This is a genomic window from Marisediminicola sp. LYQ134, assembly GCF_046599635.1.
In the GTDB taxonomy this organism is placed as follows: Bacteria; Actinomycetota; Actinomycetes; order Actinomycetales; family Microbacteriaceae; genus Marisediminicola.
In genome coordinates, this window is record NZ_JBKIWP010000001.1 from 570,802 (window position 1) to 585,055 (window position 14,254).

12 protein-coding genes are annotated in these 14,254 nt (G+C 70.0%); 5 read left to right on the forward strand and 7 right to left on the reverse strand.

Features of this window, described 5'->3' with window-relative positions; translation table 11 throughout:
- Positions 1-5 precede the first annotated feature (5 nt).
- A complete protein-coding gene (locus ACLHIH_RS02750) occupies positions 6-1,484 on the reverse strand; it encodes an SDR family NAD(P)-dependent oxidoreductase (RefSeq protein ID WP_411315178.1) in 1,479 nt (492 codons plus the stop codon).
- Positions 1,485-1,545: 61 nt separating this feature from the next.
- On the opposite strand from ACLHIH_RS02750, the gene ACLHIH_RS02755 reads away from it, so the two are divergent.
- From ACLHIH_RS02755 to ACLHIH_RS02765, 3 genes are read left to right on the forward strand one after another with little or no spacing between them, the layout of a single operon-like run.
- Positions 1,546-2,505, forward strand: coding sequence for a nucleoside hydrolase (locus tag ACLHIH_RS02755; protein WP_411315179.1), 960 nt, complete (start codon positions 1,546-1,548; stop codon positions 2,503-2,505).
- On the forward strand, positions 2,498-5,074 hold the full coding sequence (locus tag ACLHIH_RS02760) for a DEAD/DEAH box helicase (protein ID WP_411315180.1): 2,577 nt from the start codon (positions 2,498-2,500) through the stop codon (positions 5,072-5,074). The genes ACLHIH_RS02755 and ACLHIH_RS02760 overlap by 8 nt, the downstream gene beginning before the upstream one ends.
- A 26-nt stretch (positions 5,075-5,100) precedes the next feature.
- A complete protein-coding gene (locus tag ACLHIH_RS02765; RefSeq protein ID WP_411315181.1) occupies positions 5,101-5,709 on the forward strand; it encodes a flavin reductase family protein in 609 nt (202 codons plus the stop codon).
- Here the strand turns inward: ACLHIH_RS02765 and ACLHIH_RS02770 are convergent.
- From ACLHIH_RS02770 to ACLHIH_RS02780, 3 genes are read right to left on the reverse strand one after another with little or no spacing between them, the layout of a single operon-like run.
- Entirely contained in the window at positions 5,684-7,411 is a 1,728-nt protein-coding gene (locus ACLHIH_RS02770) for a glycosyltransferase family 39 protein (RefSeq protein ID WP_411315182.1), read from the reverse strand. The genes ACLHIH_RS02765 and ACLHIH_RS02770 overlap by 26 nt on opposite strands.
- 9 nt (positions 7,412-7,420) lie before the next feature.
- Positions 7,421-8,143 (reverse strand): ferredoxin reductase, encoded by a 723-nt coding sequence (locus ACLHIH_RS02775; protein ID WP_411315183.1) that lies wholly within the window; start codon positions 8,141-8,143, stop codon positions 7,421-7,423.
- Positions 8,140-8,733 carry a sulfite oxidase-like oxidoreductase gene (locus ACLHIH_RS02780; protein WP_411315184.1) on the reverse strand — a complete coding sequence of 198 codons (594 nt, stop codon included), beginning with the start codon at positions 8,731-8,733 and terminating at the stop codon, positions 8,140-8,142. The genes ACLHIH_RS02775 and ACLHIH_RS02780 overlap by 4 nt, the downstream gene beginning before the upstream one ends.
- Before the next feature lie 91 nt (positions 8,734-8,824).
- Here ACLHIH_RS02780 and ACLHIH_RS02785 point away from each other — a divergent pair, with 91 nt between their 5' ends.
- A complete protein-coding gene (locus ACLHIH_RS02785) occupies positions 8,825-10,222 on the forward strand; it encodes an MFS transporter (protein ID WP_411315185.1) in 1,398 nt (465 codons plus the stop codon).
- Positions 10,223-10,270: 48 nt separating this feature from the next.
- On the opposite strand, the gene ACLHIH_RS02790 is transcribed toward ACLHIH_RS02785, so the two are convergent.
- Genes ACLHIH_RS02790 through ACLHIH_RS02800 form a run of 3 tightly spaced genes read right to left on the reverse strand, consistent with a single transcriptional unit; the run spans position 10,271 to position 13,173 of the window.
- On the reverse strand, positions 10,271-11,104 hold the full coding sequence (locus ACLHIH_RS02790; RefSeq protein ID WP_411315186.1) for a UbiA family prenyltransferase: 834 nt from the start codon (positions 11,102-11,104) through the stop codon (positions 10,271-10,273).
- A gap of 4 nt (positions 11,105-11,108) precedes the next feature.
- Positions 11,109-12,080, reverse strand: a complete 972-nt coding sequence (locus ACLHIH_RS02795; RefSeq protein WP_411315187.1) for an alpha/beta fold hydrolase — start codon at positions 12,078-12,080, stop codon at positions 11,109-11,111.
- A gap of 1 nt (position 12,081) precedes the next feature.
- Positions 12,082-13,173, reverse strand: coding sequence for an FUSC family protein (locus ACLHIH_RS02800; protein WP_411315188.1), 1,092 nt, complete (start codon positions 13,171-13,173; stop codon positions 12,082-12,084).
- Positions 13,174-13,207: 34 nt separating this feature from the next.
- On the opposite strand from ACLHIH_RS02800, the gene ACLHIH_RS02805 reads away from it, so the two are divergent.
- Positions 13,208-14,245: a zinc-binding dehydrogenase gene (locus tag ACLHIH_RS02805; RefSeq protein ID WP_411315189.1), complete on the forward strand. Its 1,038-nt coding sequence runs from the start codon at positions 13,208-13,210 to the stop codon at positions 14,243-14,245.
- The last annotated feature ends 9 nt before the right edge of the window (positions 14,246-14,254 follow it).

Genomic DNA, 14,254 nt, shown 5'->3' on the forward strand with positions numbered 1-14,254 from the left:
GCGCGTCACCACGGTGACGTCTCGTAGTCCTTGAGGAAGACACCGTAGAGGTCGGTGCCGGCCTCCCCGACGACGATGGGATCGTAGACGCGGGCGGCGCCGTCGACGAGGTCGAGGGGCGCGTGGAAGCCCTCGTGAGCGAGTCGCACCTTCGTCGGGTGCGGTCGTTCGTCGGTGATCCAGCCGGTGTCGACGCTCGTCATGAGGATGCCGTCGCTCTCGAACATCTCGCCGGCGCTCGTGCGCGTGAGCATGTTGAGGGCGGCCTTGGCCATGTTGGTGTGCGGATGCCCCGGACCCTTGTAGCGGCGGGAGAAGACCCCCTCCATCGCCGAGACGTTCACGATGTACTTCCGTCGGGCGGGCGAGGCGGCGAGGGCGGGCCGGAGTCGGCTGACGAGGAGGAACGGCGCCGTGACGTTGGCGAGCTGCACTTCGAGCATCTCGAGCGGATCGACGTCGTCGACGACCTGGGTCCAGCTGTTCGTGTCGGCGTGGTCGGGCACGAGGCCGCCCGCGTCGATCGCGGTGCCGTCGGCGAGGCGATCGAGCGACGACGATCCCGCGGCCATCGCGAGCGTCGTGAGGTCGTCCCCGCTCAATCCCGGCGACTTGGGGCCGGCGGCCCTCGCGAGGAGCGGATGCTCGGCGACCGAGGCCGCGAGAGCGTGCGGATGGGTGTCGTTCGTGTGACCGAAGGTCAGGAGCTCGGGCAGCGGGCCGTCGGGGAGCGGCGCGGATTCGGCATCCGCGAGAGGAGCGTAGGCACCCGCCGACCGGCGCACGGTCTGGGCCGCGTTGTTGATCAGGATGTCGAGCGGGCTGGCCGCGACCATCGCGTCGGTGAGCCCGATCACCTGCGCGGGGTCGCGGAGGTCGATGCCGACGACCCGCAAGCGGTGCAACCACTCGGCCGAATCGCTCATGCCCGCGAACCGGCGCACGGCGTCGCGGGGAAACCGCGTCGTGATGGTCGTGTGGGCGCCGTCGCGCAGCAACCGCAGCGCGATGTGCATGCCGATTTTGGCGCGCCCTCCCGTGAGCAGCGCCCGCTTGCCCGTGAGGTCGGTGCGGGCGTCGCGTTTCGCGTGCGACCGGCGCGCGCAGTCGGGGCAGAGCTGGTGATAGAACGGGTCGACGATCGTGTAGCGCTGCTTGCAGATGTAGCACGGCCTCGACTTGATGAGTTCGCCGGCCGTCGGCTCTTCCGACGTGATGGCGAGAGTGACCCCGCGCGTCTCGTCGTCGATGCGATCGGGGGCGCCCGTCGCCGTGGCCGCGACGACGGCGCGATCGGCATCCGCGATGACCGCTCGTTTCTCGAGGCGGCGGTTCTTCTTGACCGACTTGAACATGCGCGCCGTCGCTTGACGCACCCGCACGAAGTCGGGGTCGTCCTCCTCGAGGGTGTCGAGTTGCGCGAGCACGCGGAGAGTCGTCTCGAGGTCGTCGGGGTCGATGGCGGAGGGGGTCTCAGAAGGCACATCAGAGTGTAGCGAGCACCGCGATGACTATCGAAGCGGGGGACTGTGGCACGGTTGGGGCATGGCGAAAATCCTGCTCGACTGCGATCCGGGGCTCGATGACGCTCTCGCTCTCCTCCTTGCGCACGGCGACCCCGATATCGATCTCGTGGCGGTCACGACGGTCGGCGGCAACGTGAGCCTCGCGAACACGACGCGCAACGCCCTGCGGTTGCGCGAGTACCTCGGTTTCGACGCGGTGCCGATCGCCGCGGGCGCGGAGGGACCCCTCACGCGTCCCGCCGCGAACGCCGAGCACGTGCACGGAGCGGAGGGCCTCGGCACCGTGCGATTGCCCGAAGCGGAGCTCGCGGCATCCGAGCTGTCTGCGGTCGACCTCATCATCCGGGAGATCGACGCGGCACCGGGCGAGGTGCACCTCGTGGCGACGGGCCCGCTCACCAACATCGCCCTCACGATTCGCCGTGACCCGAGCATCGTCGAGCGCGTCGCCTCGTTCGTGATCATGGGCGGCTCGTTCACGCGGGGCAACGCCACGCCCGCGGCCGAGTTCAACATCTTCGCCGACCCGGAGGCGGCCGAGATCGTCTTCGCCGCGGGGTGGACCGTCGTCATGGTCGGCCTCGACCTCACCCTGCAAGCGATCGCCGACGCGGAGATCCTCGCGCGCATGGCCGAACTCGGCCCCGTCGGCACCGATCTGGCCGTGCCTCTCGCGACGTTCTGGACCAATCCCGACGACGCCGAGTGGCGCGGGCAAGCGGTGCACGACGTCTGCGCCGTCGCCCACGTGACCCACCCCGAGCTGTTCCAGTCGCGGCGTGCCCGAGTCGAGGTCGAGACCGCGGGGCACCACACGACCGGCATGACGGTCGTCGACTTCGCCTCCGCAGAGCCGAACGCGATCGTGCCGGTGCGGCTCGACGTCGACGGCTTCTGGGACTACGCCCTCGGCGCGTGGGGCAGGGTCGGTCGCGTCGACAGGGCAGGCACGATCGGCGGGGTCGACCCCCGTGCCTGATCGCCTCCTCGATTCGCTCGTCGCGAGGGGCACCGCGCAGTCGTACGACGCGGATGCCGTCTACACGGCGTTCGAGGAGTGGGCCGAGGGCCGCGGCCTCCCGCTCTACCCCGCCCAGGCCGACGCCCTCATCGAGATCGTGTCGGGCTCGAACGTGATCCTCAGTACGCCGACGGGAACGGGCAAGTCCCTCGTGGCGATGGGCGCCCACTTCGCCGCTCTCGCCGCCGGCAAGCGCAGCTATTACACGGCTCCCATCAAGGCGCTCGTCTCGGAGAAGTTCTTCGCGCTCGTCGAGGTCTTCGGCGCGGAGAACGTCGGTATGGTCACGGGGGACTCCGCCGTGAACCCCGACGCCCCCATCATCTGCTGCACCGCCGAGATCCTCGCCAACGTCGCCTTGCGCGGGGGAGCGTCAAGTGACGTCGACCAGGTCGTCATGGACGAGTTCCACTTCTATTCCGATCCCGACCGCGGGTGGGCGTGGCAAGTGCCGCTCCTGACCCTCCCGCGCGTGCAATTCGTGCTCATGTCGGCGACCCTCGGTGACGTCGAGACGATCTCGACCGACCTGACCGCGCGCACCGGCAGGGAGACCGCGGTCATCACGGGTGTGGAGCGGCCCGTGCCGCTGCACTACAGCTACGTCACGACGCCGACGCAGGAGACCGTCGAGGACTTGCTCTCGACGGGCCAGGGCCCCGTCTACATCGTGCACTTCTCGCAGGCCGCGGCCCTCGAGCGAGCGCAGTCCCTCACGAGCATCAAGGTCGCCACGCGCGAGCAGCGCGATCTCATCGCCGATCGCATCGGCGGGTTCCGCTTCACGACGAGCTTCGGCAAAACGCTCGGTCGGCTCGTGCGCGCGGGCATCGGAGTGCACCACGCGGGAATGCTGCCGAAGTATCGAAGGCTCGTCGAGCAGCTCGCCCAGCAGGGTCTGCTCCGCGTGATCTGCGGCACCGACACTCTCGGGGTCGGCATCAACGTTCCGATCCGGTCGGTCCTCCTCACCGCGCTCACGAAGTTCGACGGCACTCGCATGCGTCAACTCTCGGCTCGCGAATTCCATCAGGTCGCCGGGCGGGCGGGTCGCGCGGGGTTCGACACCGCGGGGAGCGTCGTCTGTCAGGCACCCGAGCACGACATCGAGAACGCGAGACTCGTCGCGAAGGCGGGTGACGACCAGAAGAAGCTCAAAAGGGTCGTGCGCAAGAGGGCACCCGAGGGGTTCGTGTCGTGGGGGCGCCCGAGTTTCGAGCGGCTCATCGACGCCGAGCCCGAGAAGCTCACGTCGAGCATGAAGATCACTCACGCGATGCTGCTCAACATCATCGGTCGCACGGGTGACGGTTCGGATGCCGACGCCTTCCAGATCGCGCGCGACCTCGTGTTCGACAACCACGAGCCCTTCTCACGCCAACTCGCTCTCGCGAGGCAGGCTCTCGCCATCTACCGAACGCTGCGCACCGCGGAGATCGTGGAGCAGATCGGCGGTGGGATCGGCGAGAGCGCGCGCATCCGTCTGACCGTCGACCTCCCGAGGGACTTCGCTCTCAACCAACCGCTGTCGCCGTTCGCCCTCGCGGTGTTCGACCTCCTGCAACCGGCCGAGGGTCCCGACATCGAGGGGACCGATTCGCGGGGCCCGACCTACGCGCTCGACATGATGTCGGTGCTCGAAGCGACCCTCGACGATCCGCGGCCCGTTCTCTCGCAGCAGCAGTTCATCGCGCGCGGCGAAGCGGTCGCGGCGATGAAGGCCGAGGGCATCGAGTACGACGAGCGCATGGAACTGCTCGAGCAGATCACGCACCCGAAGCCCCTCGGCGACCTCCTCGACGAGGCGTTCGCGGTCTATCGCAGCACCCAGCCCTGGATCGGCGATTTCGAGCTGAGCCCCAAGTCGGTCGTGCGCGACCTCTACGAGCGGGCGATGACGTTCGTCGACTACGTCAACTTCTACAAGCTCGCGCGATCCGAGGGACTCGTGTTGCGCTACCTCTCGGATGCCTACCGCGCCGCGAGGCAGATGATCCCCGAGGAGATCAAGAACGACGAGTTGCGCGACCTCATCGAGTGGCTCGGCGAGCTCGTGCGTCAGGTCGACTCGAGCCTCCTCGACGAGTGGGAGCAGCTCACCCACCCCGAGGAACTCCCCGACGGCACCGTGTCGGTCCTCCCGCCGACGCCCCGGGGTGTCACGGGCAACGCCCGCGCGTTCCGCATCCTCGTGCGCAACGAGATGTTCCGCAGGGTGCAGCTCGCCGCGCGAGAGGACTGGGATGCCCTCGGCGAGCTCGACGCGGCGGTCGGCTTCGACTCCGAGGCATGGGCGAGCGCTCTCGACCCCTACTTCGACGACCACGACAGCATCGGCACCGATGCCGACGCGCGCAGTGCGCGGATGCTCGTCGTCACGGAGTCCGGGCGGCGGTGGGAGGCGAGACAGATCCTCGCCGACCCGGAGGGCGACCACGACTGGTCGATCACCGCGACGGTCGACCTGGAAGAATCCGACGCCGAGGGCGTTGCAGTAGTCAGAGTGACATCGATCGGGATGTCCTGATGCCCCGCGACGACGAAGGACCACGCATGACGACCTCCGACACCCCGGCCACGACCGACTCCGAGTCGGCCCCCGCGATCACCGGCCGCATCAACGTGCTGGATGACGGCGAAGCTGTCCTCTCGGCGGACGAGTTCAAGGCGGCCTTCCGCAATCATCCCGCCGGTGTCGCCGTCGTGACGGCCGACGCGGGCGAGGGGCCCGTCGCACTCACCGCGACGTCGGTGTTCTCCGTGAGCGCCGAGCCGCCGTTGCTCGTGTTCTCCCTCTCGGCGCAGTCGTCGAGCACCCCGACCCTCGTGCGCGCGTCGACCGTCGTCGTGCACCTGCTGGCCGCGGCGCAATTGCCCATCGCGGTGCTCGGAGCGACGAGCGGCATCGATCGGTTCGCCGACACGTCGCTGTGGTCACGTCTCGAGACGGGTGAGCCCTACTTCGTCGACGCCCCCGTGTGGATCCGCGGGCGGGTCGTCGACCGCATGCACGCGGGTGCGTCGACCGTGCTCGCCGTCGAGGCTCTCGAAGCGAAGACCCCCGAGCGCGGAAGCCCCGAGGCCGACGCCGACCTCTCGAGGCCGCTCGTCTACCACAACCGCACGTGGCACGTGCTCAGCGACGACTCGAAACTGAGCTGACCCCCGAGTCTGGCGCGGTCTCGACGCGCGCCTCGCGGCGTTCGGCCTCGATGACGTCGAGTTCGCGACTCTCCCGCTCGACGAGCTCGCGGCCGCGCGCGGTGTTCACGACGAGTTCGACGAGCAGATAGAGCGCGGCCGCCGCGAGGATTCCCCAGACGGGGATGGTGACCCACGGTTCGACGGGCGACCACGCGACGACATCGTCGATAGTCGCGAGGGGTGATCCCCACCGGGGGCTGCCGTAGTGGTAGCTCAGACCCCGCGCCACGCTTCCGAGGGTGAGCGCGAGGGCCGCGAGTCCGAGGATGAGTGGCACGATCCACGCCGCACGCCGTCCTGAGAGCCTCCCGAGTCCGAGGGCCACGACGAGAGCGAGCACCGTGATCGTCGAATAGAGGTAGCGCCCCTGCACTCCCGCGACGACACCGGTCTGCATCGTGAGTCTCGTGACGGAGAGCACGAGGATGGCAAGGGTCATGACCATCGGCACGACGAGAAGAATCACGTCGAGGGGGCGGACGCCGCGAGGGGGCCGCACGAGGCCGACGATGAAGGGGATCGCGACGATCGCCGTGAGCACGAGGAGGAGCACGTTCGGGAACGCCTCGGAGCCGTATTTGATGCTCAATTGGGCCCAGAACCTCGACGGGAACAGTTCGACGAAGGCCGCACCGATGTCGGGGAGGACCTCGCCGACGGGGAGGGGGCCGTCCTCGAGCTCGCGGCGATGACCCGCGGGCTGCACGGTTCCGTAGACGAGGACGTTGCGCACCCACCACCACGCTCCGAGCGACACGCTCACGACGAAGGCGGAGAACGACACGAGCCACGGACGCAGCGACCGCGAGCGCGCCGCGGCGACGAGGTAGGCGAGGAACGCGACGGCGACGAGAGGGAGCGCCCACGCTTTCGTGAGCAGCGCGAGCGCTCCCGCGAGCCCCAGGGCGAGTCCGACCCACCAGCGGCGGTCGCCCGTGACGACGTGGGCGATTCCGAGGAGGGTGAGTGCGGCCGCGAGGTTGAGCAGGTTGTCGTTGTTGACGGCGCCACCGAAGGCGCCGAGCTGCGGAACCGCGCACACGGCGAGCGCGGCGCCCGCGATCACGCCTCGACGGGCGCCGAGCCGTCGCGCGATCGCGGCGGCGATGAGAGGCAGGGGAGTGATGAGCGTGACGGAGATGACCCGGAGGGCCAGGATCGCCTGGTCGAAGGCGATGCCGTCGGGGAGGGCGCCGTAGACCGTTCCCGTGAGAATCGCGTAGGCGGGGGGATGCTGACCCGCCTTGTTGATCCTCGTCGGGTGGTCTCCCGGGGTGAGCTCGTCGAACGAGACGCGCTCGGACCGTGGCGTCGCGTTCTCGTCGGTGAGCGACGGGCGAACGATGACGTCGGGATCTTCGCCCCAGCGGAGTCCCGCGGGTGAGAACACCTCGGGGATGGCCGCGCGCAGCGGGAGTTCCTTGTATCCGGGCCACTCCCCGGTCTCCGACCACGAGATCGCCGCCGAGACGTGGTCGTACTCGTCGGCGGAGCGCAGGGTCGGCATCGCGACAGACCAGGTGAGTGACGTCGCCGCCATGAAGAGCACGGCGGCCCACACCAGGCGGGGAAAACCCACCCTGCCGGCGCGGCCGCCCTCGGGCGCTGCGCTGCGACGCCCCCGACGGGGTGAGGTGGTCGTGTCGGGCGCGTCGAGCATCCTTCAACCCTAGGTGAGCCCGCCGTACCTCTCGGTGCGCACGAGGGCGGGGTCGTGACCGGCGTCGACGAGGATCGTCGCGATCCTCTCGACGAACGGCGTCGAGCCGCACACGAAGACCGCAGCGCCGACCGACGGCGGGAACACCGCAGACGCGAGGCTCGCGGCATCGAGTCGCGCGGGAGCCGTCGGCCACGACTCGGGGGTGCTCCTCGTGAAGGCCCAGGTCACATCGAGGGCGGGATCCCGCCGCTCGAGCTCGAGGATCTCGGGTCGGAAGAGCGCGTCGGCGGGGGAGCGAACGGAGTAGAGCGTGCGAAACGGGGCTGAGCTCGCGACATCGGCGTGGGTGCGCATCATCGCCATGAGGGGGACGATGCCCGAGCCCCCTCCGATGAGCTGCACGGGCCCCGGCTGATCGCGCCTCCAAACGAACCATCCGCCCGCCGGCCCGCGGATCTCGAGCCGGTCACCGATCTCGACTCCGTCGACGAGGTACGGCGAGACCTCGCCGTCGTCGAGTCGATCGACGGTGATCTCGAGGAGGCTCGAGAGGGCGGAGGTCGCGATCGAATACGAGCGGACCGCCGTGTAGCCGTCTTCCGCCGTGAGACGGACATCCACGTGCTGACCGGGGATGTGCCCCGACCAGCCCTCGACGTCGAGCGTGAGGGTGCGCGAGCGGTCGGTCTCGATGCGCGCCGCGACGACCGTCGCGACGGACCAGGTCACCAATAGCGCTGCTCGAGGAAGGGGTCGCCGTACATGTGGTAACCGTTCTGCTCCCAGAAGCCGGGTTCGTCGTTCTCCATCAGGCGGATGCCCGCGACCCACTTCGCGCTCTTCCAGAAGTAGAGGTGCGGAACGAGCAGCCGCGCGGGACCGCCGTGCTCCGGTTCGAGCGGTTCGCCCTCGAACTCCGTGGCGATCCATGCCTTGCCGCCGAGGAGGTCGGCGAGGGGCAGGTTGGTCGTGTAGCCGCCGTAGCTCGAGGCCATCGTGAACTCGGCGCTCGTGTCGACGTCGGCGAAGAGCGTGTCGAGCGGAACGCCGCGCCACGTCGTGCCCAGTTTCGACCAGCTCGTGACGCAGTGGATGTCGGTCGCCACGTCTTCGACTCCGAGCGCGAGCATCTCGTCCCACGACCACCGGTGGCGTTCACCCGATTCGGTCGTGATCGTGAATTGCCACTGGTCGGTGTCGATGCGCGGCGTCGGCCCCGCGGAGAGCACGGGGAAGCTCTCGGTGACGTACTGGCCGGGAGGGAGACCCGGTGTGTCCGGTCGGCGTCGTCCCGAGAACCCGGAGTTGAAGAAGCCCATGTGGCACCACCCTGTCGATGTCGATCGCGGTCGATCGACGCTCAGCTTAGCGATCGCCCTCGCGGGGAGTGGCCGGGGGCATACTGTCCCTGTGACCCGGGATCAGCGCCTCATTCTCACGATCGCGGTACTCGCGTCCTTCGTCGCGTTCCTCGACGGCTCGGTCATCAATGTGGCCCTCCCCGCCATCGGCGAGGACCTCGGCGGGGGGCTCACGACGCAGCAGTGGGTCGTCGACGCCTACCTCATCACTCTCGGTTCGCTCATCCTCGTCGCGGGGTCGCTCTCCGACGTCTACGGGCGCGTGCTCGTCTTGCGCTGGGGGCTCGTGGGCTTCGGCCTCACGTCGGTGCTGTGCGCCGTCGCGCCGACAGCGGAGATCCTCATCGTCGCGCGAGGGCTCCAGGGCGTCGCGGGGGCGCTGCTCGTTCCGAGTTCGCTCGCCCTCATCCTCTCGGCGTTCCGCGGTGCCGCCCAGGCGAAGGCGATCGGCACCTGGACGGCGTGGACGAGCGGTGCGTTCATCGCGGGCCCGATCCTCGGCGGGCTCTTCGTCGACTTCCTGTCGTGGCGGCTCGTGTTCGGGATCAACGTCGTGCCCATCGCCGTGACTCTCGTTCTGCTCGCGATGGTCGATCACCGGGACACCCGGGACCGCTCGGGGTCCGTCGACCTCGGGGGAGCCGTGCTCGGCGTCGTCGGGATCGGCGCCCCGGTCTTCGCGCTCATCGAGCAGGCGAACTTCGGGTGGTCGAGCCCCGTCGTCGTCGTGCCCCTCGTGGTCGGTATCGCCTCGTTCGTCGCGTTCGTGTGGCGTCAGCGTGTCGCTCGAGAGCCCATGATGCCGCTCTCGCTTTTCCGCGTCCGCAATTTCACTGTCGGCAACATCGCGACGTTCTTCGTCTACGCCGCCCTCTCGCTCGGGGGATTCATCGTCGCGGTCTTCCTGCAGCAGTCGGCGGGGTATTCGGCGACCCTCGCGGGTGCGGCCTTCGTGCCCGTGACGTTCATGAACATCGCTCTCTCGACCCTGTTCGGTTCGCTCGCCGGTCGATACGGTCCGCGCCTGTTCATGTCGGTGGGGCCGATGGTCGCGGGCATCGGATACCTGCTCATGCTCGCGATCGACGAGGATGCGCCCTACCTCACGACGGTGCTCCCGGGCGTGCTCGTGTTCGGTCTCGGGCTCTCCATCACCGTCGCCCCTCTCACTGCCGCGATTCTCGGGTCCATCAGCGAGCGTCAAGCCGGCATCGGTTCCGCGGTCAACAACGCCGTGTCGCGCGTCGCGGGGCTCATCGCCGTCGCGGTCGTGGGGGTCATCGTCGGTGCTCAACTCGACGTGGAGGGCCTGCATCGCGGGCTCGTCTGGACGGCCGCTCTGCTGTTCGCGGGCGGAACGGTGTCGGCCATCGGCATCCGCCGAACGCCGAGTCGGAGTGCACCGACGACCGGGTCGATCCCCCTGCCCGAGCACCCGCAGCGCTAGAGGCGCGACGCGCTGTTCCGCGCGCGGGCTCGGAGGCACCCGACCCGGTCAGGCGACGAGGCGGTCTCCCACGAGCGCGAGCATCCCGACGGTCACGAGGGCGGCGAGCATGATGAGGCGGAACTGGGTGCGCGAGGGCGGTCGAGTCAGGGCGAGGGTCAGACCCACGGCGGCGATGCCGACGAGCACTCCGAACCCCACGACGACGGCGACGGGAGCACCGTCGGATGGCCCGGCGAGAGCGAGGGTCGCCGACGCGAGGAGAGCGATCCACGTGAGGGTTCCCGTCGTGCGCGCGCCGAGGAGGTGGGGGAGACCGCGCACGCCCGTGCGCCGATCGTCGTCGAGGTCGGGAAGCACGTTGGCGAAGTGCGCGGCCGCGCCGAGGGCCGCACCGACACCGAGGGCCCATGCGCCGGGCCACGCGGGCTGAGCGAGCGAGAGCGTGACGATCGCCGGGAGGAGACCGAAACTCACGAGGTAGGGAACGAGCGACGCGAGAGTGCGCTTGAGCCCCGCGTTGTAGAGCCACGCCGAGGCGATGAACACCGTGTGCGCGACGGTCGCGAGCACTCCGAGCGGGAGGCTCGCGGCGACGGCGACGATGGCCGCGCCGATGGCGGTGCTACGAGCGACCGCGGCCGACACGGCTCCCGTCGCCACGGGCTTGTCGGTGCGCCCGACCGTGCGATCGCGATCGGCGTCGATCCAGTCGTTCGAGATCCCGACGGATGCCTGCCCGAGGAGCATCGCGATTCCGAGCACCCCGATCCGCCAGGGCTCGAGGCCCACGCCGATCGCGAGCACGACGGTGACGAGAGTGACGACGACGGTGGGCCCGGGGTGCGTCGCCCGTGCGAGGGCGCCGATGGTCGACGACATCCGCTCATGCTAGGCCGAGCGCGCGCAACACGGCGCGAGGGCGCTCGATGGTCGCGAAGTGACCGCAATCCTCGATGACCGTGACCCGACTCCCGGGAACGGCGGATTCGAGTTCCGCGAGATCACGATCCGTGACGAAGACATCACGGTCGCCCCGGGTCGCGCGCACGGGACACCGGATGGTGCTCCACTCGCTGCGGGGGTCGTAGCCGCGCGTCGCGTCGGCGGCGATCACGAAGGAGCGCGGGCGCAGGTCGCGCGCCGTCGCCTCGATGAGCGATCGCGGGATGCGCCGAGCGTGACGGAACAGGGGAGCGAAGATCACGCGGAGGAGGCCCGTGCGTCCGACGAGCACGACGAGGCGCCGACCGACGACGCCGAATCGTGCGAGCGATCTCATGACCCCGAGGAGCATCGTGAAGGCGGGCACGTCGCGGAAGTGGCGCACGGGGTGCTCCACGCTGCGGATGACCGCGAAGGTCGTGCCGGAGATCATGCCGACGCCCGCGGTCTCGTGCGGCGATCGCGCCGCGAGCTGCATCGCGACGAGTCCACCGAGGGAGTGGCCGATGACGGTCCACGAGGTGTAGCCGAGGGACCGCGCTGCCTGCGCGACGAGGGCGGCGACCGCCGTGATGCTCACGACGCTCTCGTCTCGCGTGAGCTCGGCATCGCCCCACCCGGGGAGGTCGACGAGCACGGGATCGGCGACCGCGACACCCTCGGCGGCCGCCGCACGCAGGAGCGGCGTCCACGTGGTCCACGTGCCCGCGGCGCCGTGCAGGAAGATCGTCGCGTGCTCGCCCGTGCGGGTCGCGTGATGACGGGCCACGCACGATCCGAGCTCGCTCACGACCGTCGACGCGACGAGATCGAACGCGCGAGGGTCGATGTCGAGGTCCCACTCCGCGTAGGGCTCGGTGACAGGGTCAGTGCCGCTCCGGGATCGACCGTCGCCGGCGTGGCCGTTCCACACGTCAGCGATCCTCGGCTCCGATGATCTCTTCGCGCACGCGCCGCAGGTCTTCCATGAGCGACCCGATGAGGATCCAGTTCTCCGGGTCGGGGCTCGTCACGACGAGAGGTGCCGTGAGGGCCGGGATGTCGGCGGGGCCGGGAGTCGCCGACGCGCCGTCGGGGGCGGGTGCTCCGCGACCGGTGCGCGTGATGCGGGGTCCCGTCGCGCCGTCGCGTCGGGCGACGAGCTCGACGTCGTGGGCCACGCGCTCGAGCTCGGTCGCGATGCGTTCGAGCACCGGGTCGGAGTGGTCTCGCGGGGTGAATGTGTCGTGCACCGCGCGCGTCATGAGGATCACGCGGGTCACGAGCGGCGACATCCGTTCGGTGAGGCGCCGGTCGCGCGCGATCGACTCGCGATGCCGGGCGGCCCGGGGATTGAGCGCGAGGGACTCGTCGGCGTCGTCGAGCGCGGTGCGCGCCGTCTCGAGCAGGTCGCGGAGGGCCCGCGCCCGCTCGAGCTGCGCGTCGAGGTCCGAGCGCGTCTGCGCCCGGAGGAGGGACCCGGCGAGGTCGTCGAACGCCCGCGCGAGCGCCGAGGTGAGCCGTTCGACCGCGAGCCGCGCGGGGGCCACGCGCACGGGCGGCACGATGAGTGCGTTGACGACGAGCCCCAGCGTCGCCCCGATGATGGTCTCCACGATGCGCTCGACGGCGTAACCGGGGGTCTGCGAGCCGAGGGCGAGCACGAGCATCGCACTGATCGGAATCTGGTTCGATGAACCGGGCGTCAGTTTCAGGGCCCACGCGATGAGCAGCGACGCCGCGATGACGAAGAGGATGACCCACGTCGCGGCACCGAAGACGGCACCGGCGAGCGCCGCGAGGAGCACTCCCAGCACGACGCCGATGCTGCGCTCGACCCCCTTGGCGAGAGACTGGTTGACACTCGGTTGCACGACGAGGAGAGCCGCGATGGCGGCGAAGATCGGGAGCGGCTCACCGAGCGCGAGGCTCGCGACGATCCACGCGAGAACAGCGGCGACCGAGGTCTTGAGCACCTGGAGAAGCGGTCCCCTCGTCGCCTGGCGGAAGAGGGCGAGGGAGCGCATCCCCTCAGGCTAAGCCCGCGGGTAGGGTGAGCGGATGAAGGCAGCGATCCTCCACGCTCCGTTCGACATCCGCGTCGCGGAGGTCCCCGACCCCCAGCTGTCGAACACGCGGGACGCCGTCGTGCGCATCACGCGCAGCAGCGTCTGCGGGAGCGATCTGTGGAACTATCGCGGCATCAACGACGTCATCCGCGGCTCGCGGATCGGACACGAGAGCATGGGCGTCGTGGAGGCCGTCGGCCGCGACGTGCGATCGGTCGCGGTCGGCGACATCGTGCTCCTGCCCTTCGCGGCGAGTGACGGCACGTGCCCCGAGTGTCTCGCGGGCTTCCCGGTCGCGTGCCGCAACGCCGTCGCGTGGGGGCGCGGCGGCTACGACGGCGGGCAGGGCGAGAAGATCCGGGTTCCGTTCGCCGACGTCAATTGCTTCGCCGTCCCCGACGACGGTCTCACCGATTCGATGCTCACGGCCCTCCTGCCTCTCACCGACGTTTTGAGCACGGGCCACCACGCCGCTCTGTGTGCGCGCGTCGAGCCGGGCTCGACGGTCGTCGTCGTCGGTGACGGTGCGGTCGGGCTGTGCGGCGTCGCGGCGAGCCGGCGGCTCGGTGCCGGGCGCATCATCCTCGTGAGCACGAGAGCGGATCGCGCGGCCGTCGGGCGTGACTTCGGTGCGACCGACGTCGTCGCGGCCCGCGGTGGCGCGGCGGTCGCGCGCGTGCGGGACCTCACGGGTGATCTCGGCGCCGACAGCGTGCTCGAGTGCGTCGGCACCGACGACGCGTTCGGCACGGCCCTCGGAGCCGTGCGCAAGGGCGGTGACGTCGGGTTCGTGGGAGTGCCCCACGGCGTCCGCGACCTCGGGGTCTCCCGGCTCTTCCGTGCGGGCATCGGGGTCAAGGGCAGCCCGGCACCCGTCGCGCGCTACATCCGGCAGCTCATGCCCGACGTGCTCGCCGGCTCTCTCGACGTCTCGGCGATCTTCGACCTGACCGTGAGCCTCGACGACATCGCGGCGGGGTACCGCGCCATGGACGAGCGGACCGCGGTCAAGGCCCTCGTGCGCACGTGAGCGCCCGCG

Excerpts from the sequence above, each read along its gene's own strand:
- ACLHIH_RS02755 (WP_411315179.1), top strand. The coding sequence starts at position 1,546 with ATGGCGAAAATCCTGCTCGACTGCGATCCGGGGCTCGATGACGCTCTC.
- ACLHIH_RS02765 (WP_411315181.1), top strand. The coding sequence starts at position 5,101 with ATGACGACCTCCGACACCCCGGCCACGACCGACTCCGAGTCGGCCCCC.
- ACLHIH_RS02770 (WP_411315182.1), bottom strand. The coding sequence starts at position 7,411 with ATGCTCGACGCGCCCGACACGACCACCTCACCCCGTCGGGGGCGTCGC.
- ACLHIH_RS02780 (WP_411315184.1), bottom strand. The coding sequence starts at position 8,733 with ATGGGCTTCTTCAACTCCGGGTTCTCGGGACGACGCCGACCGGACACA.
- ACLHIH_RS02790 (WP_411315186.1), bottom strand. The coding sequence starts at position 11,104 with ATGTCGTCGACCATCGGCGCCCTCGCACGGGCGACGCACCCCGGGCCC.
- ACLHIH_RS02800 (WP_411315188.1), bottom strand. The coding sequence starts at position 13,173 with ATGCGCTCCCTCGCCCTCTTCCGCCAGGCGACGAGGGGACCGCTTCTC.
- ACLHIH_RS02805 (WP_411315189.1), top strand. The coding sequence starts at position 13,208 with ATGAAGGCAGCGATCCTCCACGCTCCGTTCGACATCCGCGTCGCGGAG.